The sequence below is a fragment of the Acidovorax sp. PRC11 genome (assembly GCF_031844105.1).
In the GTDB taxonomy this organism is placed as follows: domain Bacteria; phylum Pseudomonadota; class Gammaproteobacteria; order Burkholderiales; family Burkholderiaceae_C; genus Paracidovorax.
The window spans coordinates 1-20,658 of record NZ_JAUZUQ010000007.1 but is presented as its reverse complement, the minus strand read 5'-3'; the positions used below and the strand labels follow the sequence as shown (position 1 = coordinate 20,658).

19 protein-coding genes and 1 riboswitch are annotated in these 20,658 nt (G+C 73.5%); of the genes, 2 read left to right on the top strand and 17 right to left on the bottom strand.

Going from position 1 to position 20,658, the window contains the following annotated elements:
- Positions 1 to 14: 14 nt before the first annotated feature.
- The 15 genes from cobT to Q9R47_RS09555 all read right to left on the bottom strand — a co-directional run bounded on the left by cobT (position 15) and on the right by Q9R47_RS09555 (position 15,532).
- On the bottom strand, positions 15 to 1,112 hold the full coding sequence (gene cobT, locus Q9R47_RS09625) for a nicotinate-nucleotide--dimethylbenzimidazole phosphoribosyltransferase (RefSeq protein WP_311232990.1): 1,098 nt from the start codon (positions 1,110 to 1,112) through the stop codon (positions 15 to 17).
- A gap of 55 nt (positions 1,113 to 1,167) precedes the next feature.
- Positions 1,168 to 2,646 (bottom strand): cobyric acid synthase, encoded by a 1,479-nt coding sequence (locus Q9R47_RS09620; protein WP_311232989.1) that lies wholly within the window; start codon positions 2,644 to 2,646, stop codon positions 1,168 to 1,170.
- A gap of 284 nt (positions 2,647 to 2,930) precedes the next feature.
- Positions 2,931 to 3,743 carry an SDR family oxidoreductase gene (locus Q9R47_RS09615; protein WP_311232988.1) on the bottom strand — a complete coding sequence of 271 codons (813 nt, stop codon included), beginning with the start codon at positions 3,741 to 3,743 and terminating at the stop codon, positions 2,931 to 2,933.
- 209 nt (positions 3,744 to 3,952) lie between these two features.
- Complete coding sequence (locus tag Q9R47_RS09610; protein ID WP_311232987.1) at positions 3,953 to 4,339, bottom strand: DUF3037 domain-containing protein; 387 nt, start codon at positions 4,337 to 4,339, stop codon at positions 3,953 to 3,955.
- Positions 4,326 to 5,111, bottom strand: coding sequence for a HipA family kinase (locus tag Q9R47_RS09605; RefSeq protein ID WP_311232986.1), 786 nt, complete (start codon positions 5,109 to 5,111; stop codon positions 4,326 to 4,328). Before Q9R47_RS09605 ends, Q9R47_RS09610 begins: the two co-directional genes overlap by 14 nt.
- Positions 5,112 to 5,220: 109 nt before the next feature.
- Complete coding sequence (locus Q9R47_RS09600) at positions 5,221 to 6,258, bottom strand: aminotransferase class I/II-fold pyridoxal phosphate-dependent enzyme (RefSeq protein ID WP_311232985.1); 1,038 nt, start codon at positions 6,256 to 6,258, stop codon at positions 5,221 to 5,223.
- Positions 6,255 to 7,271: an adenosylcobinamide-phosphate synthase CbiB gene (gene cbiB / locus Q9R47_RS09595; protein WP_311232984.1), complete on the bottom strand. Its 1,017-nt coding sequence runs from the start codon at positions 7,269 to 7,271 to the stop codon at positions 6,255 to 6,257. Before cbiB ends, Q9R47_RS09600 begins: the two co-directional genes overlap by 4 nt.
- Positions 7,264 to 8,121 carry a 5,6-dimethylbenzimidazole synthase gene (bluB, locus tag Q9R47_RS09590; protein ID WP_404977124.1) on the bottom strand — a complete coding sequence of 286 codons (858 nt, stop codon included), beginning with the start codon at positions 8,119 to 8,121 and terminating at the stop codon, positions 7,264 to 7,266. Before bluB ends, cbiB begins: the two co-directional genes overlap by 8 nt.
- A gap of 4 nt (positions 8,122 to 8,125) precedes the next feature.
- The gene (cobO, locus tag Q9R47_RS09585) at positions 8,126 to 8,695 is read right to left on the bottom strand and encodes a cob(I)yrinic acid a,c-diamide adenosyltransferase (protein WP_311232983.1); all 570 of its coding nucleotides are present in this window, start codon (positions 8,693 to 8,695) and stop codon (positions 8,126 to 8,128) included.
- 50 nt (positions 8,696 to 8,745) lie between these two features.
- Positions 8,746 to 9,543 (bottom strand): ABC transporter ATP-binding protein, encoded by a 798-nt coding sequence (locus tag Q9R47_RS09580; RefSeq protein WP_311232982.1) that lies wholly within the window; start codon positions 9,541 to 9,543, stop codon positions 8,746 to 8,748.
- Positions 9,540 to 10,577 (bottom strand): iron ABC transporter permease, encoded by a 1,038-nt coding sequence (locus tag Q9R47_RS09575; protein ID WP_311232981.1) that lies wholly within the window; start codon positions 10,575 to 10,577, stop codon positions 9,540 to 9,542. Before Q9R47_RS09575 ends, Q9R47_RS09580 begins: the two co-directional genes overlap by 4 nt.
- Complete coding sequence (locus Q9R47_RS09570; RefSeq protein ID WP_311233216.1) at positions 10,574 to 11,467, bottom strand: helical backbone metal receptor; 894 nt, start codon at positions 11,465 to 11,467, stop codon at positions 10,574 to 10,576. Before Q9R47_RS09570 ends, Q9R47_RS09575 begins: the two co-directional genes overlap by 4 nt.
- A gap of 131 nt (positions 11,468 to 11,598) precedes the next feature.
- The gene (locus Q9R47_RS09565) at positions 11,599 to 12,234 is read right to left on the bottom strand and encodes a bifunctional adenosylcobinamide kinase/adenosylcobinamide-phosphate guanylyltransferase (protein WP_311232980.1); all 636 of its coding nucleotides are present in this window, start codon (positions 12,232 to 12,234) and stop codon (positions 11,599 to 11,601) included.
- Positions 12,231 to 13,667: a cobyrinate a,c-diamide synthase gene (locus Q9R47_RS09560; RefSeq protein ID WP_311232979.1), complete on the bottom strand. Its 1,437-nt coding sequence runs from the start codon at positions 13,665 to 13,667 to the stop codon at positions 12,231 to 12,233. The genes Q9R47_RS09565 and Q9R47_RS09560 overlap by 4 nt, the downstream gene beginning before the upstream one ends.
- Complete coding sequence (locus tag Q9R47_RS09555; RefSeq protein WP_311232978.1) at positions 13,664 to 15,532, bottom strand: TonB-dependent receptor domain-containing protein; 1,869 nt, start codon at positions 15,530 to 15,532, stop codon at positions 13,664 to 13,666. Before Q9R47_RS09555 ends, Q9R47_RS09560 begins: the two co-directional genes overlap by 4 nt.
- 83 nt (positions 15,533 to 15,615) lie before the next feature.
- A riboswitch (cobalamin riboswitch) is annotated at positions 15,616 to 15,877 on the bottom strand.
- A 98-nt stretch (positions 15,878 to 15,975) separates the two neighbouring features.
- Here Q9R47_RS09555 and Q9R47_RS09550 point away from each other — a divergent pair.
- On the top strand, positions 15,976 to 16,224 hold the full coding sequence (locus tag Q9R47_RS09550) for a DUF904 domain-containing protein (RefSeq protein ID WP_311232977.1): 249 nt from the start codon (positions 15,976 to 15,978) through the stop codon (positions 16,222 to 16,224).
- Complete coding sequence (locus tag Q9R47_RS09545; RefSeq protein WP_311232976.1) at positions 16,221 to 16,712, top strand: cell division protein ZapA; 492 nt, start codon at positions 16,221 to 16,223, stop codon at positions 16,710 to 16,712. Before Q9R47_RS09550 ends, Q9R47_RS09545 begins: the two co-directional genes overlap by 4 nt.
- Before the next feature lie 293 nt (positions 16,713 to 17,005).
- Here Q9R47_RS09545 and Q9R47_RS09540 read toward each other — a convergent pair whose 3' ends face one another.
- Both Q9R47_RS09540 and Q9R47_RS09535 read right to left on the bottom strand, forming a co-directional pair.
- A complete protein-coding gene (locus tag Q9R47_RS09540) occupies positions 17,006 to 19,081 on the bottom strand; it encodes an EAL domain-containing protein (RefSeq protein WP_311232975.1) in 2,076 nt (691 codons plus the stop codon).
- Positions 19,078 to 20,454, bottom strand: coding sequence for an HD domain-containing phosphohydrolase (locus tag Q9R47_RS09535; protein WP_311232974.1), 1,377 nt, complete (start codon positions 20,452 to 20,454; stop codon positions 19,078 to 19,080). The genes Q9R47_RS09540 and Q9R47_RS09535 overlap by 4 nt, the downstream gene beginning before the upstream one ends.
- Positions 20,455 to 20,658 lie beyond the last annotated feature (204 nt).

The following is a 20,658-nucleotide window of genomic DNA, read 5'->3' as shown; positions in this document are numbered from 1 at the left end:
AGCGGAGTTTCCCGTCAATCGCGCTGCCGCGACACCCCCGCCTGCTCGAAGCTCGCCATCTCGCGCAGGATCGCGCAGGCGGACACGAGCAGCGGCCAGGCGAGCGCGGCGCCGGAGCCCTCGCCCAGGCGCAGGCCCAGGTCGAGCAGAGGCTCCGCGCCCAGCGCCGCAAGCAGGTGCGCATGGCCCGGTTCGCCGGAGCGGTGCGAGAACACGCAGCACTCCAGCACCGCAGGCTCCATGCGGCTGGCGACCAGGACGGCGGCGCTGGTGATGAAGCCGTCCACCACGACCACGCGGCGCTCGGCAGCCGCCTGCAGCACCGCGCCGGCGAGCGTCGCCACCTCCAGGCCGCCCAGGGCCGCCAGGGCATCGAACGGGGCGGTGGCTTCGGCATTGGCCTCCAGCGCCTGCCGCAGCACGGCCCGCTTGCGCGCGATGCCGTCGGCGTCCAGTCCCGTTCCCGCGCCGGTGCAGTCCTCCAGCGCGACCCCGCAGAGCCGCGCGAGCAGCAGGCTGGCGACCGAGGTGTTGCCGATGCCCATCTCGCCCAGCAGCAGCGCATTGCCCGGCAGCGACCTCAGGATGGAGCGGCCGTTGTCGAGGGCTTGCGCGCATTGCGCCGCCTTCATCGCCGGCCCCACCGACGCATCGGCGGTGCCCGCGGCCACGCGGCAGTGGCTCAGCAGGCGAGGCTGCCCTGGCGCGTTCTCGCGCGCAGGCACGGGCGCCGCCACCCCGCAGTCGGCCACGGTGAGCGCCAGGCCGTGCTGGCGCGCGAGCACGCTCACGGCCGCGCCGCCCGCGAGGAAGTTCTCCACCATCTGCGCGGTGACCTCGCTCGGATAGGCGGAGACGCCGCGCGCGGCGATGCCATGGTCCGCCGCGCAGACCAGCATCTGCGGATCGCGCAGCTCCGGCGATTCGGTGCCGAGGATGCGGCCGATGCGCACGGCCAGGGATTCGAGCCGGCCCAGCGCACCGAGCGGCTTGGTCTTGTGGTCGATGCGGTGCTGCAGGCGCGCGGCCAGGGCCTGGTCATCCGCGCGGGCGTCGGCGGTGCCGGGGCCGGTGGTGGAGGTGCCAGCCGGAGCTTTGGTGTTCGGGGTCATGGAAAACTTTCGGATTGCAGGAAACGCACCGTGGCTGCGCACGGCGCCGTTGTCGTCATCTGCCTGCGCGCTGCAGGGCGCGCCAGGCGGGATCGAACCAGTCGTCCACGCCGCGCGCGAGGCGGTCGAACACGGCGTCCAGCGTGGGCACGTCCGCGCCGAAGAGCGCACGCAGGGCGTCCGCGTCCTCGAACAGGCCGTGCAGGTACAGGCCCAGCACGTTGCCGCGCGCGTTCTGCCATGCCAGGCCGGGAATCGCCTCGTGCGCCACGTCGCCGGCGGCCGCCATGGCCGGGTGCTGGGCGGTGCGGCCGTGGTGGATCTCGTAGCCCTGCACTGCGGTGTCCGAAAGCGCGCTCCAGGCGCCCTGCAGCGTGCCGAAAGCGGTGCGCGTGCGGCGCACGGTCTTGGCGGGATCGAAGGCGGTGACCAGCGGCAGCAGGCCGAGGCCGGGCGCGTTGCCGTCCACCCCGTATGTGTCGATCAGCGCCTCGCCGAGCATCTGCAGGCCGCCGCAGATGCCGAGCACGCGGCCTCCGCGCGCGGCGTGGGCGGCGATGGCGGCGTCCAGACCCTGGGCGCGCAGCCAGGCGAGGTCGGCGGCCGTGGCCTTGGAGCCGGGCAGCACGATCCAGTCGGCCGCGGCCACTTCGGCGGGGCTGCGCGCCCAGACGAGGCGCAGGCCCGGAACGCTCTTGAGCGGCTGGAATTCGTCGAGGTTGCTGATGCGCGGATAGGCGACGACCGCCACCGTGGTGTGCACCGCCCCGCCCGCTCCCGAGCGCACGTGGCCCGCGTCGTCGAAGACACCGTCTTCCTCCGGCAGGCCGTGGCGCCACTGCATGGGAATGGTGGCCACGGTGCGCACTCCGGTGCGCTCGCGCAGCATCTCGGGCGCGGGCGCGAGCAGTGCGGCGTCGCCGCGGAACTTGTTGAGCACGAAGCCCTGGATCAGGGCGCGCTCGGCCTCGGGCAGCAGCGCCCAGGTGCCGTAGAGGTGCGCGAACGCGCCGCCGCGGTCGATGTCGGTCACCAGCAGGCAGTGCGCGCCGGCATGCCGCGCCACGCGCATGTTGACGATGTCGCTCGCATGCAGATTGATCTCGGCCGGCGAGCCCGCGCCTTCGATCACCACCACGTCGTTCTCGGCCCGCAGCGCGTCGAGCGCGGCGGCCACGTGCGGCCAGACGTGCGCGCTGCGGCCGCGCCAGGGCATGCGCGTGAGCTCCTGGCTCACCTGCCCCATCAGCACCACCTGGCTGCGCGTGTCCGCTTCGGGCTTGAGCAGCAGCGGGTTCATGCGCACCTCGGGCTCCGTGCGCGCGGCCAGGGCCTGGAAGTACTGCGCGCTGCCGATCTCGCCCAGGCCGCCGCCGGGCGCCGCCACCACGCGCGCGTTGTTGCTCATGTTCTGCGCCTTGAACGGCGCGACGCGCAGCCCCTGGTCGCTGAACCAGCGGCACAGGGCCGTGGCGAGCCAGCTCTTGCCGGCGCCGCTGGAGGTGCCGAGGACCATGATGCAGCGGGCCGTCATGCGGCTCTCCGAGGGAGGCGTGCAGGCCGCTGGCGTGGAGAGGAGCGGTGCGCGGCCCGCGGGGCGCGGGCACGCCCGCGGGACGCGCTCGGGGAGGGATGGGAGGTGGGAATCACGGCACGGCGGTAAGGAGGGCAGGCACGCGTCCGGGCGGAGGGACCGCACGGCTGGCGCTGGGTGCCTATTGTCCCCTGCCCTGCGGTGCCCTGCCCTGCGGTGCCGCAACCGACTTCGGACCGCTGCGCATTGCCGCCCGGCCCCGGGCCGCCCGACGCGGCGGCGGCTCAGCCCTGCGGCGGCTGCCCGTTCGATGCCGACACGCCCCCGTCCACCGGCAGCACCACGCCGGTGACGAAGCCCGCGTCTTCGCTCGCCAGGAAGGCGATCACGGAGGCGATCTCCTCGGGCTCGGCACCGCGGCCCAGCGGGATGCGTTCGGCGAACTTGGCGAGCAGTTCGGGGTTGCCCTTGATGTCTTCCGTCATGCCGGTGAAAGTGAGGCTGGGCGCCACCGCGTTCACGCGCACACCGTCCTTGCCATGGTCGAGCGCGAGCGCGCGCGTCAGGTTCGAGACCGCGCCCTTGGAGGTGTTGTAGAAGCTCATGTCCCAGTCGCCGCCCAGGCCCGAGACGGACGAGGTGTTGACGATGCAGCCCCTGGACTTCTGCAGGTGCGGCATGGCGGCGCGTGCGCCATGGAAGACGCCCGAGACGTTGGTGGCGAGGATGCGGTGCCAGTCTTCCAGACTCGCTTCCGTGACCTTGCCCTGCACGGCGATGCCGGCGTTGTTGACGATCACGTCGAGCCGGCCGAAGCGCTCGACCGTGGCGTCGACCAGGGCCTGCACTTCGTCGAACAGCGAGACGTCGGCGGGCTGCACGAGCGTGCGCTCGGACGGCAGATCGGCCCGGGTGGCGGCGAGCTTCTCGTCGCTCAGGTCGGCGATCGCGACCATGGCGCCTTCCTGCGAGAAGCGGCGTGCCGTGGCCGCGCCGATGCCGGAGCCCGCGCCGGTGACGATGACGACCTTGCCGGCGAAGCGCTGCGATGGCGTGGAGGGGGTGGAAGGGGTGGAGGAGGTGGAAGATGAGGCCATAGGGTTCCTTGCGGGGAATGAACGGAGGATTCGGCCTCCGATTCTTTCGCCCCGCCCGGGGGCGGACGCCCCGCCTGGGGCGCCGTCCGCATGTCAGCCGGCATCCCGCATCCCGACCTCCCCCGGCCCGCACCGCCCCTGCGCGCGGCCGTCGCTGCCGCGCATGGAAGGGCCGGCAGGCGAACCCCACGCTCCGGTCGGCCGCCCGCTCAGCGCCGGACCATGCGGTCCATGATGTGCTCCAGCGCAGCCGCCGCATCGGTGCAGCGGCCCGTGTGGACGGGCGAGGTCTGGATGATGGCGCTGCGCCGCGCCGTCAGCCAGTGGAAGCGGGCCCGGTACGGCAGCGCGGCGATCGGCCCGCAGCCCGGATCGCCCGCGCAGAGGGCCACGATGGCGCCGAGGTGGCGGTGCACCGTCTCCACGTCCGCATCGGGATCAAGGGCGAGCAGGCGTCCCGTGTCCAGCGCCATGGCCGCCTGCAGGAAGCCGGTGCGCTGGCACGACAGGATCACGCCGGCGTTGATGAACTCCTCGCGCTCCACGCGCGGCACCACGCGCACGATGGCGTAGTCGTAGACGTCAGCCGCGTGCATCGATTGCTCCCTGCAGCCAGGCCGGGCGGCCCGCGAGCCGCGCGAGGAAATAATCCACGTAGGCCTGGCGGTGCGACGCCGGTGCGGCCAGGGGGCCGTCCGCGTGCTCCGCGCCGGCCAGGGCGAGGAACTCATCGGGCACGTCGGCCAGCACCGCCTGCAGGCATTGCGGGGTGAGGCGCTGCGCCAGGCCCGCGTCCACCTCGGCGAGCAGCGTGGCCTGCGGCAGCAGCACGTGGTCGGCGATCGGAGCGAAGGGTTTGGCGGGCTGGGCGACGGCGCCTCCCCAGGCGTGATGGAAGGTGAGCGCGGCCCCGTGGTCGATGAGCCAGGGGTTGCGGTGCCACATCAGCAGGTTGGTGTTGCGCGCGGTGCGGTCCACGTTGCCCACCAGTGCGTCGAACCACACGAGGCGCGACGCGAAATCGGGCGTGACGCGGTCCACCGCGGGGTCGAAGTTGACGGCGCCCGAGAGGTAGTCGAGCGCCACGTTGAGGCCGGCGCTCGCGCGGACCAGGTCCTGGATCTCGGGATCGGGCTCGGTCTGCGCAAGCGCGGGATCGAGGTGCGCGAGGACGATTTCGGGCACGGGCAGGTCCAGCGCCCGCGCGATGCCGCCGGCGATGATCTCGGCCAGCAGGGCGCGCACGCCCTGCCCGGCGCCGCGGAACTTGAGGACGTAGACGCCCAGGTCATCGCCTTCGACGACGGCTGGCATCGAGCCGCCTTCGCGCAGCGGCGTCACGTAGCGGCTCACGGTGATGGATCGCACGGCAGGGCTCCGTAGAAAGGGAACAGGGTCCGCAGGATGCGGCAAGGCGGCATGGTAGCGACCCGTGGCGCACCTTGCATCCCGCAGGCGCCGGCGGAACACGATGCTCTCAGGCTTTCCAGGCACTTTGCAGGGCCGCCACCGAGGCCGGCGGCAGCACGCCCAGGCGCACGCGGCCGGGCAAGCCGAAGGACGCGCAGTCGCGCAGCTTGATGCCCTGCGCCCGCAGATCCCGCAGGCGCTGCGCCAGGTGGGCCACGGGCGGACGCGCGACCAGGTAGTTGGCCTGGCTCCCCGGATGCACCGCCCAGGCCATGGCCTCGCACGCCTCCCGCAGGTGTGCCTTCCATCCGCGCAGCGTCGCCAGCGACCCGGCGAGCCAGTCCTGCACGGCCGGATCGACCCAGGCCGCCAGCATCGCCACCCCGTGCGCCCCGACGGGCCAGGAAGGCGCCAGCGACCGCAGTGCGGCGATGTCCGCCGGCCGCGCATGCTCCGGCGCGATCGCATAGGCGCCGCGCACGCCCGTGAGGCCGAGGGCCTTGTTCGGCGTCCAGAGCTGCCAGGCGTTCACCGGCAGCGCAGGCCCGTGCCGTCCCGCGCCCGCCGGCGCCAGGCGCAGCGGTGCATAGGCGCAGTCGACGACGCGCAGGGCACGGTCCGCGCCACTGCCGGAGGCCTCTTCCGCGCGCCACGTCTCCAGCGCCGGGTCGGACGTGCCGAGCGGGCTCGAAGGCTCGCAGGCCCAGTGCAGCACCCAGGGGGGTGGCGCCTCAGGGAACACGGCCGATGCCGGCAGCACCGGCAACACCGGCAGGCCCCAGGCCGCGGCCGCCTGCGCATAGTCGCCATATGCGTGCGCCGGCAGCACCACGCCGGCCGCGCGCTGCCGCACGGCCCAGGCGGTGATGCGGTGGATGAATTCGCTGGCGCTCGCGGCCGGCACGATGCAGTCGGGCGCCACGCCATGCCAGGCGCCCAGCGCCTCGCGCAGCGCGGTGTAGTCCGGGTCCGGGTAGCGGGAGGCATCGGCCGCGCGCACCGCCGCGAGGGCGATCGGGCACGGGCCGCAGGCGTTGGCATTGGTCGAGAAATCGTGCAGCGGCACGCCCAGCGCGTCGGGCCCGCCATGCGGGGAGCCCGTCATGCGCCCCACCCCGTGGCCATGCCCGCCTGCAGCAGCGCCCGCAACCACAGCGCCGACAGCGCCAGCGGCACGCACCAGCACACGGCCCGCCCCGCGAGCACCGCCGCGCGGCGCGTATCGGGCGGGGTGGCCGGCCGGCCGCTGCCGTGCAGCGTGTAGACGCCGGGCTTGGCGAGCCGCACATCGAGCGCCAGCGCCATCGCGGCCATGGGCCAGCCGCTGTTGGGCGAGGGCGTGCGGCGCGCCTGCCGTGCCACGGCGGCCCAGCGCGCGCCGGAGGTGCCCGGTGCGCACAGCACCAGCAGCGCCGCGGTGATGCGCGCCGGCACCCACGAGAGCACGTCGTCCGCCCGGGCGGCCCATTTGCCGGCCCACTGCCAGTAGCGGCCGCCGCGCATGCCGGGGTAGCCCCACATGGCGTCGGCGGTGTTGGCGAGGCGGTAGACCGCCGCGCCGGGCAGCCCCGCCACGGCGAACCAGAACAGCGGCGCCACGACGGAGTCGTTGAGGTTTTCCGCGAGCGATTCGATGGCGGATTCGCGCACCTGCACGGCCTCCAGCGCCTGTACGTCGCGGCTCACGAGGCGCGCGAGGCGTTCGCGCCCGGCCGGCAGCGACTGCGAGAGCGCGGCTTCCACCGCCACCACCTCGTCGTGCAGCATGCGCCAGGCGAGCATCGGCTTCAGCAGCACGGCGAGCACGGGCGCGGCGAGCCACCACGGCAGGGGCCCGGTGGAGCGCTGCAGCCCCCAGGCGATGGCCGCCGTGAGCGACGCCAGCGCCAGCCAGGCCGCCGCGCCGAGCGCGAAGGCGCGCGCATCGGCCGGGCCCGGCTGCCCGGGTGCGATGCGCTCCCCGCACCACTGGAGCGCGCGGCCCATCCAGACCACGGGGTGCACGGCCACGGGCGGCTCGCCCCACCAGCGGTCGATGGCCAGTGCGAGCCCCAGGGCCAGGCCCGCGGGCAGCGCGGCCCCGGCCGCCTGCAGCAGCAGCGCAGCGCCGTCAGCCATCGGAGCGCTCTCCTCCCGGCCCGGCTTCAGGGTGGACCGGGCCCGCTCGCCGGCCGTCCCCATCGGCGCTTTCAACACCGCAGGCCGCAGGCGCTCCCTGCCCCGCGCCTTCGGCGGAGAGCCATGGCGCGGGCCGGCCCCAGGCGCCTTCGAACACCACCGAGGCGAGCGGCGCGCGGCGCGCCCAGCGCTCCCGCGCCAGCATGGGTTCGGGATAGAAATCGTGCACGGGGCCGAGGCACAGCAGCGCCAGCGGCTCAGCACCGGGCGGCAGGCCGAGCAGCCGCGCGACGTCGGCGGGATCGAATATCGACACCCATCCCATGCCCAGGCCCTCGGCACGCGCCGCCAGCCAGAGGTTCTCGATGGCGCAACCCGCGGAGGCCACGTCCATGTGCGGCATCGTGCGGCGGCCGAACACATGCGCCTCGCGTCCGTCTGCGAGCGCGACGGCGATCAGTTCCGCCGCGTCGAGAAGGCCTTCGAGCTTGAGCCGCAGGAATTCCGCCTGCCGCCCCGCGCCCTGCACCGCCGGCCCATCGGCCTGCTGCGCGGTGCCATCGCCCATCACTTCCGCCGTGCGCAGGCGCTCGGCCTCCACGCAGGCGTGCAGCCGGCGGCGCAGCGCCGGGTCGGACACGCGGATGAAGCGCCACGGCTGCATGAAGCCCACGCTGGGCCCCTGGTGGGCGGCGCGCAGCAGGCGCTCGAGCACCGCCGGCTCGACGTGCCCCCCAGCGAAATGCCGCATGTCGCGCCGCTCGCGGATCACGCGGTAGACGGCCTCGCGTTCGGCTGCCGGATACGGTGCCGCGCAAGGCATGGCGGGCGCCCCGGACCTCGTCGCCATGCGCTCAGTCCTCGATGCCGCGCTGCGCCGGCACCCCGGCCTGGAACGCGTGCTTGACCAAACCCATCTCGGTCACGGTATCGGCGAGGTCGATCACCTCCTGCGGGCAGCGGCGGCCGGTGAGCACCACATGCACCTCGCGCGGTCGGTCGCGCAGCGTCTGCAGCACGTCCGCGAGCGGCAGCCAGCCGTAGATGAGCGGATAGGTCACCTCGTCCAGCAGCACCAGGAAATGCTCCCCGCCGAGGATCGCCGCGCGGGCGCGCTCCCAGCCGGCGCGCGCCAGCTCGGCCGAGTGCTCCAGGTCGCGGCTCTTCCAGCTGAAGCCGTCGCCCAGGCCTTCGATGGGAATGCCGAGCTGTTCGAAGACGCGGTGCTCGCCGAAGCGTGCGCTGGGCACCTTCATGAACTGGAAGATCTTCACCGGCTTGCCGCGCCCGTGCGCGCGCAGCGCGAGGCCGAAGGCCGCCGTGCTCTTGCCCTTGCCGTCGCCGGTGTGCACCAGCACGAGGCCCCGGCGCTCGCCGGCGGGTTTGTCCGAGCGGCGCTCGGTGGGTGGGTTTTCGATCTGCATGGCGGAGTACGTTGGAATGGGTTCGGGAAGGAAGGCGGCGCGACGCCGGATCACCCGGGCGGCGGCGTCGCCTCCACGCACGGCAGGGCCACGCGCAGGCCGTCGACCTCGCGCACCCGGATGCGGTGGCCGAACACCGATTCCACCGCCGCGTGCGTGGCGGGATCGGCGGCATCGCCATGGTGCAGCACACGGCCGGCCTCCAGCACCACCAGCGCATCGGCCTGCAGGGCGAAAGAGACCTCGTGCAGCACGCTCACCACGGTGACTCCTTCGCGCACCAGCCCGCGCACCGTGCGCAGCCAGTCGGTCTGGTGGGGCGGATCGAGGTGGGCCAGCGGCTCGTCCATCAGCAGCACGCGGGCCTGCACGGCGAGCGCGCGGGCCAGCAGCACGCGCTGACGCTCGCCACCCGAGAGCTGGGCCAGCGGCCGGTGGCGCCATTCCCAGGCCTGCGTGGCCTCCAGCGCGGCGCGCACCGCGGCATGGTCGGCGGGACCGGGCGGCGCGAGCCAGGGCTGGTGCGGCATGCGGCCGAGCATGGCGATGTCGTAGGCGGGCAGTTCGTCGGCACCGGTCTCGTTCTGCCCGAGCCAGGCGAGCTGCCGGGCACGCTCGCGGCTGCCCCAGTCTTCCAGCGGCCGGCCGAACAGGGCGATGCCGCCGCGCACCGCGCCGCGCGGCAGGAGGCCCGCGAAGGCCTTTAGCAGCGTGGATTTCCCCGCGCCGTTCGGGCCGACGATGCTGGTCCAGCGGCCGGCGGGCAGGCGCAGATCGACGCCGTGCAGGATCGGCGCGCCGCCGAGCGATGCCGCCATGCCGGTGGTGGCGAGCGCGATGCCGCTCATGCCCCGCCCCCGAGCCGGGTGCGCCGGTGCATGAGCCACAGCAGGTAGCTGCCGCCGAGCACGGCGGTGAGCACGCCCACGGGCAGCTCCTGCGGCGCCATGATCCAGCGCGCGAGGATGTCGGCCGCGAGCAGCAGCACGGCGCCCGCCAGGCTCGACAGCACCACGTGGCGCTGGTGCGTGCAGGGCGCCAGCGAGCGCACGAGGTGCGGCGCGGCGAGGCCCACGAAGGCGATCAGGCCGGTCTGCGCGACGGCCGTGCCGGTGGCGAGCCCCATCGCCGCCACCAGCCCCGCGCGCATGGGTACGAGCGGCAGGCCGAGGCTGGCGGCGGTGGCTTCGCCGAGCACCAGCCCGTCGAGCGCGCGCGCCAGCACCCAGGACGCGCCCGCGCTCACGGCCCAGGCGGCGGCCATGAGGCCGCAGGCGATCCAGCCGACGAAGCTGGTGCTGCCCAGCGTGAAGGCCTGCATGGCCTGCAGGATGTCCGGCGAGGCGAGCTCCACGAGATCGCGCGCCGCGCCCAGCACCACGCCCACGATCACGCCGGCCAGCAGCAGCCGCAGCGTGTGCTGCACGCCGCGCGCGAGCCCGAGCGTGAGCAGCACCGCCGCCACCGCGCCGATGAAGGCCATGCCCGTCACGCCCAGCCGCGCGAACCACTGCGCGGCGGTGGGCGACATGCCGAAGAACGCCATCGCCAGCGCCCCGCCCAGGGCCGCGCCCGAGGCGCTGCCCAGCAGATAGGGGTCCGCCAGCGGATTGCGGAACAGTCCCTGCGCCACGGCGCCCGCCAGCCCGAGCAGCGCGCCCGCCAGCCAAGCGCCGATGGTGCGCGGCAGGCGGATGTCCCAGAGGATCTGGCGCGCGACGGGATCGGCATCCGGCCCCCAAGCGAAGCCGATCCCCGTGCTGCCGACCCCGGAGCCCAGGGCGAGCAGCAGCGCGCTGGCGGCGACCAGTCCGGCCGCGAGCCAGGCCGCACGGCGGGCACCGCCGGAATCCGCGAACGCCGTTGCCGCGCCGCCGCTCATGGCGCCTTGTCCGCGAGGCAGCGCGCCATGATGCGCGCCGCATCCGCCATGCGCGGGCCGGGCCGCACGGCCACGTCGGCGTCGGCCGGCGAGAACACGCACACGCGCTGGGCGCGCACCGCGCGCAGGCTCTCCCAGCCGGGGTACGGCACCAGGGCCTGCATGCTGCTGTTGCCCACCATGAGCACGTCGGGCTGGGCGCGCACGACGAATTCGGGGTTGAGCCGCGGGAACGGCCCCAGCTCGGGCGGCACCACGTTGCGGGCCCCCAGGCGCGCGAGCGTCTCGCCGATGAAGGACACCGTGCCCGCCGCATAGGGCCCGCGGCTCACCTCGAAGTACACGCGCACGCCGCGCGCCTTCGGCGGCAGCGACTGGGCGGCCGCCTGCACGCCGGCATCGATCTCGCGCCAGACGCGTTCGGCGCCCTGCTCCGGCGGCACGGCCAGCAGCGTGCCCAGCGTGCGCAGCACGTCGCGCACGCCGGCATGCGTCTTGGGCTCCAGCGCCACCACGGGAATGCCCAGCGCCTCCAGCCGGTCGCTCGCGCGCGAGCTGGTGGCCAGCAGCACCACGTCGGGCCGCTGCGCCACGACGGCCTCGATGTTCGGATCGATGCCGCCGCCCATCTGCGGCAGGCGGCGCACCGCGTCGGGCCAGTTGGAATAACGGTCCACGCCCACCAGCCGCGCGCACTGCTGCAGCGCGCACACCGATTCGGTGAGCGAAGGCAGCAGGCTCACGATGCGCTGCGGCGGCCGCGCGAACGTGAGCCGGCGGCCACGGGCATCGACGATCGTGATCGGCCCGGCCGGTGCAGCGGATGCCGCGGAAGCGGACGATGCCGCGGGCGGAGCCACGGCCTGTGCCGTTGCTGCCCCCGGCGCCATGAACACGGCGGCAGGCAGTGCCGCGGCAGCGGCTGCCAGGCAACCGGCGGTACGGGACAGGGGGGCCCGCAGCAGCCGGGAGCAGACCTGGCGCAGCATCGAAAGGACCCGGGCCGCACCCGAATTGCCGTTCACGATCGCCATGGCCATGCTTCCTTCTTGAGCGTGAGCGGCAGCCCCGCCGCCACCAGCGTGACGCGCTCGCAGGCCTCGGCCGTGCGCTGGTTGAGCACGCCCAGCGCATCCACGAAGGCGCGCACCTCGCGGCCCAGCGGAATGACGCCCAGCCCGATCTCGTTGCCCACGATCACGACCGGCCCGGCCGTCTGCCGCACGGCCTGCAGGAAATCGCGGCACTGGGGTTCGAAGGCCTCGGCATGTTGCGCACCGCAGGCCTGCGCGGCCTCCTCGCCGGGCGCCGGCAGCGGCATCAGCCACTGCGTGAGCCAGAGCGTGAGGCAATCGACCACCACGAGCGTCTGCGGCGCGGAGTGCCGGGCCAGGGCACCGGCCACGTCGCGCGGCGCCTCCACCGTCTGCATGCCGGGCACGCGCACCGCGCGCTCGCGCTGGTGGCGCGCGATGCGCTCGCGCATCTCGTCGTCCCAGGCCTGGCCGGTGGCGACGAACACCGCGCGGTGCGCGGGGGAGGCATCCACCCAGGCACGGGCCAGCGCTTCGGCGCGCCGGGACTTGCCGCTTTTCTGGCCGCCCAGGATCAGCTCGCTGCGCGCGATGGAGAGCGCCGCCGCCGTGCCGTCGCTCATGCCGTGGCCCCCTGCGGATCGGGCGCGACGCGCAGCGCGCCCTCCGCGCCGAACAGCGATGCCGCCGCATGCGGGCTCGACGGGAACCATGCATGGAAGTAGCTCGCGAGGATGCTGCCGTGGCGGTAGAGCGCCTCGCCGATGACGCCGCCGCGGTCGTCCGGCTGCGGGCGCCGGGTGCGGGCGCGCACGGGGGCGCTGCTCTCGCAGGTCGAGTAGTGGAAGGTATGGCCGCGCAGCACATGGCCCTGCAGGTCCAGCTGCTGCGGGCCCAGGGCGGCCAGGCGCTTCTGCATGGCGACGCGGCCCGGCAGCAGGCCCCAGAGGGGCTTGCACGTGCCGTCCGCCAGTGTGATCGATTCGAAGAGCGCCATCATGCCGCCGCATTCTGCCCATACGGGCCGGCCGGCCTGCACATGGGACCGCAGGCTGGCCTGCATGCCGGTGTTGGCGGCGAGGCGGTCCGCATGCAGCTCGGGGTACCCGCCCGGCAGCCACACGGCATCGCACGGCGGCAGCGCGGCGTCTCCGAGCGGCGAGAACCGCACCACGCGCGCGCCGAGGGCCTGCAGCATGTCGAGATTGGCGCGGTAGACGAAGCAGAAGGCGGCATCGTCCGCCACGGCCACGGTGCGGCCCGCCAGCAGCGGCGGCACCGGCGCACGCGGCGCGGGCGCGGCGAACGGCACCGCGAAGCGCTCGCGCAGGTCGTCGAGCGACATCTGGCCGAGCGGCGTCTGCGCGAGCGCGTCGGCGGCCCGGTCCAGGCGCGCGAGTCCGTCGTCCAGCTCGTGCGCGGCCACCAGGCCCAGGTGCCGCTCCGGCAGCAGCCCCGCCCGCTGCCGCGCGGGCACGGGCGCATCGGCGCCGTCCGGCGGTGCGATGCGCGCGAGCGCACCCAGCCAATCCTGCGGATCGGCCAGGCTGTCGCGCAGCATGCCCGCGTGGCGCGCGCTGCCCACGCGGTTGGCCAGCACGCCCGCCCAGGGCAGGCCGGGCCGGTAATGGCGCAGGCCCCAGGCCAGGGCCCCGAAGGTGCCCGCCATGGCCGAGGCATCGACCACCGCCAGCACCGGCAGGCCGAAGCGCTGCGCCAGATCGGCGAGGCTCGGCGTGCCGTCGAAGAGGCCCATCACGCCCTCGATCAGCACCAGGTCGGCCTCCTGCGCGGCGGCATGCAGCCGCTCCGCCGCGTCCTGCTCGCCGGTCATCCAGAGATCGATGGCATGCACGGGCGCGCCGCTCGCGCGCTCCAGCCAGCAGGGGTCGAGGAAATCCGGTCCGCACTTGAACACGCGCACGCGCCGTCCCTGCCGTGCGTGCAGGCGCGCGAGCGCGGCCGTGACCGTGGTCTTGCCCTGCCCCGAGGACGGCGCGGCGATGGCGATCGCCGGGCAGCGGATCGTGCCGGCCGGGTCCGCGGGCCTGCTCAACGCGGAGCCCACTTCAGGCCCACGTAGAACGTGCGGCCCGCCTGCGCGTAGGTGCGCGCGGTCTGGTAGGTCTTGTCGGCGAGGTTGTCCACGCGCGCGAGCAGCGTCGTGTCCTGCGCCACGCGCGTGCTGGCGTACAGGTTCACGAGCGTGTAGCCGCCCAGCACGGTGGTGTTGGCGGCGTTGTCGAAGCGCCGGCCCTCGGCCTGCACTTCGGAGCCCACCGTCCAGCCGGCGATGCGCGTGTCGGCGCCCAGCGTGGCATGCCGCTTGGCACGGCGCGCCAGCTGGCGGCCGGTGGTTTCGTCGTGGTGGTTCTGCAGATCGACGGATGCGCGCAGCTGCACGGCGCCCAGGGTGTGCTGTGCCGAGAGCGTCACGCCCTCGTAGCGCGCGCGGCCCGCGTTGGCGTAGCAGCCGTATTCGTCCCGGCAGGGGCCGGCGGCGCCGAACACGATGAGGTTCTTCACGCGGTTGCGGTAGGCCACCACCGAGGCGCTGCTCGCGCCCTGCGTCCAGCGCAGGCCCAGTTCCACGTTGCGGCCCTCCTCGGGTTGGAGCGAGGCGACGCCGTAGGGGCTGAAGCGCTGGTAGAGCGTGGGTGCGCGGAAGGAGGTGCCGGCCGACGCCGTGGCGCGCCACTGCGGCGTGATCGCGTAGCCGTAGGCGACGCTGCCCGTGTTGTGGCCGCCGAACTCGCTGTCGGAGTCATGGCGGGCGTTGAGCTGCACCGCGTGCGGGCCGGCGGTGAAGCCGTAGCCGAGCGCCAGCGCGTCCTGCGAGCGGTCGCCGTCGATCTCGCCGTTGCTCAGATGGTCTTCGCGGCGCTCCAGCGCCGCGGTGACGAGGTGCCCGCCCTGCCGCCATTCGTTCTGGAAGAGGTAGCCGCGCAGGCGCGTGTCGGTGACGTAGGGCGAAGGACGCGTCTCGTAGCGGTCGCGAGAATCGGTGACCGACAGGCGCGTGGTGTAGTGCTCGGTCCATTGCGAGCGCCAGTTCAGCCCCAGCGCATGCATGCGGTGGAGTGCGCGGTCGTCGTTGCCCAGGGGCGTGGTGTCGTAGCCCGCGTTGCTGTCGGCGCCCAGCAGCGTGCCCTCGATGCGCTGGCGCGGATCGATCTGCAGGCCCACGCGCGCATTCAAGGCGGAGCGGCGCAGGCCGTCCTTGTCGGGGTTCTGGCCGGCGACCGGACGGGCGTTGAAGCCGTCGCTGATCTCCCGCTCCAGGCCCAGCGCGTAATCGACGGCACCGCCCTCGCCCGCCGAGCCGGCCACGCCGGCCTCGGCCTTGTAGGTGCCGTGGCTGCCGGCGCCGATGCCCACGTAGGGCTGCGCGGGGCCTTCGCCCTTGCGCGTGAAGATCTGGATGACCCCGCCGACGGCGTCCGAGCCGTAGACGGCGGCCGCGGGGCCGCGCAGCACTTCGATGCGGTCGACGAGGCCGAGCGGGATCGCCTCCCAGGGCGCGCCGCCCGTGGTCTGCGAATCCATGCGCACGCCGTCGATGTAGACGGCGGTGAAGCGCTGCTCGGCGCCGCGCAGGTACAGGCTGGTGGTGGTGCCCGGCCCGCCGTTGCGCGAGATTTCCACGCCCGGCACCCGGGCCAGCACGTCGGCCAGGCCGGTGGCGCCGCTGCGCTCGATGGTCTCGCGGTCCACGATGGACACGTCGGCCACGAGGTCCGCGAGCGGCTGGGGCGTGCGGTTGGCGGTGACCACGGTTTCGCCCAGCGGCGCGGCCTGGGCGGCGGCCAGGGCGGGAAGCAGGGCTGCGGCCAGCAGGGCCAGCGCCGCGGGGGCGCCGCGCAGGGACGGGGTCGCGCGCGCGCCGGCGGCGCCGCGGAGTCGGAGGGTCGGAGAATGCATGGAAACGATCGGCAGAAAGCGAGCCCGCGCCGGCCTCCCCGCCGGCATTGGGCGACACGGCCGCGCCCCGGCAGTGAGCATCGGGGTGCGGCCTCCGTGTTGGCCGGTATCCGGGCTGATGGAGGGGCGCGCTCCGACGCCTTCCCAGGCGCTTGTTCAAGGCGCCCAGTGGCTTCGTGAAGGAGGCGAGAAGGCCGGCGAGCCGAAAGGCGGCCGACTTCTTCCATGGACCGTTGCGGGGGCAGCGCAGGCTCGGCGCGCCCGTGGCGGACGGCACCTCCCTGCTTCCCGTTGAACCGCGGTCTGTGAACCAGCACCGCAGGCACCAACCCTGCGGATTCTAGGGCCTGTTCACGTTTCGATGCACATTCGCCCCTCCGCCCAGCGGCGCTCGGACGCCCTCGCCTCTGTGGCGCGGACGCATCGCCACCTACAATCGACGGATGGTTTCTCCTTCCCCCCTCGACCAGATCACGGAGCGCGTGGAGCGGCTGCTCGCGCGCCATGCCGAACTGCAGCGCGCCAACGCCCTGCTCACGGCCCAGGTCGTCTCGCTCACGCAGGAACGCGACTCCCTCCGCTCGCGCCTGCACACCGCCCGCACGCGCGTGGACGCGCTGCTCGAGAAGCTGCCCGCCGCGCCGGATGCCGCGCCCGCCGGCCCGAACGATCCTCCGAAGGACGCCGAATGAACCACATCGAAGTGCAGATCATGCAGCAGGGCTACCGGCTCGCCTGCCCCGAGGGGCAGCAGGAGACGCTGCTGCAGGCCGTCGAGCGCGTGGACGCGGCCATGACCCGCATCCGCGACGCCGGCAAGGTGCGCGCACGCGAGCGCATCGCCGTGCTGGCGGCGCTGAATCTCGCCTTCGAACTGGCCGACCACCAGGCGCGCGCCGCACAGCCACAGCCGCAGCCGGCCGATCCACTGGTGCAGCCCGGCAGCGAGGTCTCCCCGCCGGAAACCGCGGAAACCGCGGGGAGCGTGGAGAGCCTGCAGGACGCCCCCCTGCAGGCCGCGGCACCCGCGGTGGCGCCCCCGGCCCCGGAAGCCGCGGCGGAAGCGCCCCCGTCCGGCCACCCGTCCGACGGCGCCATCGGCGCTGCGGGCGGCGACGCCCTGGAGGCGCTGCTGCGGCGGCTCGACCAGGCGCTCGGCCAGGAGGGCCGGCCCGCCTGAGCGGCCCCCTTCTGCATCCCTGCGCTTCCAAAGGTCGCTCCAGGTGCCTACAATGGAGGTGTCTGCAGTGCCGCCGGGCCTTATATTTCCTTGAACCAATGCTCCCTGAGCAAGGGCTTGGTACATTGCCCGGTGAGCGTGATCATCTCGCGTCAGATGAACCCAACGCCTGGCTGCCCTCGCCCCCCTGAACCCCCGGTTCAGGATGAGGGTCCGGTGGCTACTGCAGGCACCTTCTTCCCCAGCGCTGCGGCCGAACCCCGCGGCGCTTTTTCATTTCCGGCCCCGCGGGGCTACGGCACGGCAGGCGGATGCGGCTGCGCGACCAGCGCGCGGAACGCCTCCGCCGGCAGCCCCGGCGCGAGCAGGAAGCCCTGGAAGTAGTGGCATTCCATGGCCTGCAGCGCCTGCCGCTGCTCCGGGGTCTCGACCCCCTCGGCCACCACCTGGATGCGCAGCGCCCGGCCGATGTGCACGATCGCCTCGATGATCGCGCGATCGCTCTCGTCGTCCGGCAGGCCGCGCACGAACGACTGGTCGATCTTCAGCTTGTGGATCGCGAGTTTCTTGAGGTAGGCCAGGCTCGAATAGCCCGTGCCGAAATCGTCGATCGACAGCCCCACGCCGAGCGACGCCAGCGCCGCGAGGCGCTGCTCCATCTCCCGCGCGTCCTGCAGCAGGATGGTCTCGGTGAGCTCCAGCTCCAGCAGCGAGGCCGGCAGGCGGTGGCTGCGCAGCAGCGACACGAGCCGCTCCACGAAGCCCGGCTGGCGGAACTCCAGTGCCGACACATTCACCGCCACCATGAGCGGCGTGCCGGCGCGCATCCACTCGGCCGCCTCGCGGATCGCCTGCTCCAGCACCCAGGCCCCGAGGGTGACGATGTAGCCCGACTCCTCGGCCAGCGGAATGAACACGCCGGGCGAGACGGTGCCCATCACCGGATCGTTCCAGCGCAGCAGGGCCTCGGCGCCGACGATGCGTCCCGTCGCCATCTCGACCTGCGGCTGGTAGTGCACCGCGAAATGCCCCTGGTCGAGCGCCTGGCGCATCGCATGCTCCAGCTGCATGCGCGAGAGCAGGTCGGCATTCATCTGCGGCAGGTAGAAGCCGTAGCTGCCGCGGCCGCGCTCCTTGACGCGGTACATCGCCGTGTCCGCCTGCTTGATGAGATCGTCCAGCGTGGCGCCGTCGCGCGGATGCAGCGCGATGCCGATGCTGCACTGGATGGAGAATCCCATGCCGTCGAGCATGAAGGGCTGGCGCATCTCGTCCAGGATGCGGCGCGCGACGCTCTCGGCCACCTCCGCCCCGCTGGCGTGCAGGTGGATGACGAACTCGTCGCCGCCGAGCCGGCACAGCATGTCGCTCTGGCGCAGGCAGCCCTGCAGGCGCCGGGCCACCAGTTGCAGCACCCGGTCGCCGAACAGATGCCCGAGCGAATCGTTGATGATCTTGAAGCGGTCCAGGTCGATGAACAGGATCGCGAAGCCCCCGCCCGACACGGCCGCCTCTTCGATCGCCGAGGCGACGCAGCGCGACAGCAGCAGGCGGTTGGGCAGGCCCGTCAGCACGTCGCTGTAGGCCAGCTGCTCGATGCGCTTCTGCGCCGCGTGCTGCAGCGTCAGGTCGCGGAACGAGTACACCCGGCCCATCGGCCGGCCGTGGCTGATCTGCGGCACGGAGCGCCGCTCAATGACGGTGCCGCTGCGCAGGTGCAGGATGTCGGTGGTCTCTTCTTCCGGGAATTGGGCGATGCCCAGCAGCCGCGCACGGTAGGCGTCCGCATCGACCACCTGGCGCGCCATGTGCGTTTCGAGGGCGGCATCGTCGCGCTCCACCAGCAGCTCGTCCGGCAGGTTCCACAGGAGTGCCAGCCGCTGGTTGAAGGCCCGGACGCGGCCGGCCATGTCGCACACCAGCATGCCGTCCGCGGCCGAGTCGAGCGTGGCGCGCAGCTCGCAGAGCAGCCGCTCGAGTTCGCCCTGGATGGCGGCCTGCTCGCTGCGGTCCACCATGCCGAGCACGAGGAGCGGAGTGCCTGCACCATCGGGCCCGATGGCATCGATGGCCGCGACGCGGCGATCCACCGGCACGAGCCGTCCATCGCCGCGCAGCATGCTGGAATGCGAATGGATGCCGGCACGCAGCGCGGGAAGGTCCTGCATCCAGAAGGCGACGTCCTCGGGAGTGGCCGCCAGGGCGTACACGGGCTGGCCTTCCATCGCCTCCGCGGGCCGGCCGGCCAGCGCCACGGCCGCCGGATTGCAGAGCACGACGTCGAGCGATTGCGCGTCCACGAGCCAGATCGCTTCGGGCAGTCCTTCGAACAGGGACCGCCATGCGGCGTCGGCGGGGAAACGGTTCACGCGGCCTCCCCGTCCGCCGCGGCGCGCGCGATGTCTGCTTCCGCGGCGTCCACGGCGCGCTCGAAGAAGTAGCAGATGCGCTTGCGCGGCGAGAGGTAGTCGAGCGCGTCGCGCGGCAGCTGCGCGGGCCGCAGGCTGCGCCGGATGCCGAGGTCGCGCGCCTGCTCCAGGTCCAGCACCAGGGCATCGTCGCGCGGCACGGCGGGGTCGTGGACGATCACCCGCGGGCGCAGCGGCCGCCCCGAATCCACCGCGACGACGATGGCATAGCGCTCGTTGGTGAGCTGGACGATCGAGCCCGCGGGGTACACCCCCATGAGCCGGATGAAGGACTGCAGCACCTTCGCGTCGAAGCGCGACTTGTGCTGCGCGAACAGCACCGACAGCGCCTCGTGGGGCGTGAGCGGCTGCACGCCGTGCAGGGGATTGCACAGGCGGTCGTAATGGTTGACGAGCGCGAGCACCTGGCCCGAGCGGCCGAGCTCGGAACCTTTGAGCCCCAGCGGGAAACCGCCGCCGTCGGCCCGCTCGTGGTGCTGTGCGATCGCGGAGACCACCGCCCGGCCCAGGCCCATGCGCTGCGCCAGCACCACGGATTCGCCCACATGCGCCTCGTAGAGCGCCTGGTCCGCGGGGCCCAGGGGAGCGCCGGGCTGCGCGACGTGCGGCGGCAGCGTGATCTTGCCGAGGTCGTGCAGCAGCGCGGCGATGCCCAGGTCGCCGAGGTCGTCGCCGCGCATGCCCAGCGTCTTGCCGAGCAGCAGCGAGAGCACGGCCACGTTCACCGAATGCAGGGCCGCGCGCGTGCCGACGCGTTCGGACAGCAGCCGGATGGCCGTTTCGCTGTGGTCGGAGAGCTGGCTGACGCAGCCCTGGACCAGCACCTCGGTGGCGCGGCGGGCTTCCGCCGGGTCCTGCTCGGCGTGCAGCGCCAGGCGCTCGTAGGTGCGGGTGGCGCGCGCGAACTGCTCGTCGCAGCGGGCCAGCGAGCGCCGCTGTGCTGCCAGCCGGTCCTGCAGCAGGCTGGCAGGCTCGGCCTTCGCGGGGGCATCCGATGCATCGGCCGCGTCGGGCGACGCTGCTGCATGCGGGTGCGTGCCCTCCTCCGCGGCGGCTTCCTCGGGCAGTTCGCGCACCTCGGGATCGCTGCGTGCCGGCACCCAGCGCACCTGCTGGAGGCCGAGGGACCGGAGGGTGCCGATCTGCTCGGCGGAGGCGATGCGGAAGCTGCTGACCGGAAACGGGTGGTTCATCCACCCGAGGTCGAGCTGGATGTACATGCCCACGCGGAGCCGGGCAACGTCGATGAGAAGGGATGGATTCACAGGATTCGCGATGACGGAAGGCTCGTAACCCCCCTCATTCGCAACCATTATCACTACTTCGTCAGCACCTGTTTCGGTAAGCGCGGAAAATTTGCCGGCTCAGCGGCACCAGAGTTCCATGGCCCGGCGCGCTGTATCCATCCACAGGGCCCAGCCCGCCACGGCGGCCAGCAGCACCCCGGCGATGCGGGTGCCCCAGGTGGCGCGCGCGGCATCCACGCGGGACCGCAGGCGGCGCCATGCCCACGAGCC

Excerpts from the sequence above, each read along its gene's own strand:
- cobT (WP_311232990.1), bottom strand. The coding sequence starts at position 1,112 with ATGACCCCGAACACCAAAGCTCCGGCTGGCACCTCCACCACCGGCCCC.
- Q9R47_RS09620 (WP_311232989.1), bottom strand. The coding sequence starts at position 2,646 with ATGACGGCCCGCTGCATCATGGTCCTCGGCACCTCCAGCGGCGCCGGC.
- Q9R47_RS09615 (WP_311232988.1), bottom strand. The coding sequence starts at position 3,743 with ATGGCCTCATCTTCCACCTCCTCCACCCCTTCCACCCCCTCCACGCCA.
- Q9R47_RS09610 (WP_311232987.1), bottom strand. The coding sequence starts at position 4,339 with ATGCACGCGGCTGACGTCTACGACTACGCCATCGTGCGCGTGGTGCCG.
- Q9R47_RS09600 (WP_311232985.1), bottom strand. The coding sequence starts at position 6,258 with ATGACGGGCTCCCCGCATGGCGGGCCCGACGCGCTGGGCGTGCCGCTG.
- cbiB (WP_311232984.1), bottom strand. The coding sequence starts at position 7,271 with ATGGCTGACGGCGCTGCGCTGCTGCTGCAGGCGGCCGGGGCCGCGCTG.
- bluB (WP_404977124.1), bottom strand. The coding sequence starts at position 8,121 with ATGGCGACGAGGTCCGGGGCGCCCGCCATGCCTTGCGCGGCACCGTAT.
- cobO (WP_311232983.1), bottom strand. The coding sequence starts at position 8,695 with ATGCAGATCGAAAACCCACCCACCGAGCGCCGCTCGGACAAACCCGCC.
- Q9R47_RS09580 (WP_311232982.1), bottom strand. The coding sequence starts at position 9,543 with ATGAGCGGCATCGCGCTCGCCACCACCGGCATGGCGGCATCGCTCGGC.
- Q9R47_RS09575 (WP_311232981.1), bottom strand. The coding sequence starts at position 10,577 with ATGAGCGGCGGCGCGGCAACGGCGTTCGCGGATTCCGGCGGTGCCCGC.
- Q9R47_RS09570 (WP_311233216.1), bottom strand. The coding sequence starts at position 11,467 with ATGGCGCCGGGGGCAGCAACGGCACAGGCCGTGGCTCCGCCCGCGGCA.
- Q9R47_RS09565 (WP_311232980.1), bottom strand. The coding sequence starts at position 12,234 with ATGAGCGACGGCACGGCGGCGGCGCTCTCCATCGCGCGCAGCGAGCTG.
- Q9R47_RS09555 (WP_311232978.1), bottom strand. The coding sequence starts at position 15,532 with ATGCATTCTCCGACCCTCCGACTCCGCGGCGCCGCCGGCGCGCGCGCG.
- Q9R47_RS09550 (WP_311232977.1), top strand. The coding sequence starts at position 15,976 with ATGGTTTCTCCTTCCCCCCTCGACCAGATCACGGAGCGCGTGGAGCGG.
- Q9R47_RS09545 (WP_311232976.1), top strand. The coding sequence starts at position 16,221 with ATGAACCACATCGAAGTGCAGATCATGCAGCAGGGCTACCGGCTCGCC.
- Q9R47_RS09535 (WP_311232974.1), bottom strand. The coding sequence starts at position 20,454 with ATGGTTGCGAATGAGGGGGGTTACGAGCCTTCCGTCATCGCGAATCCT.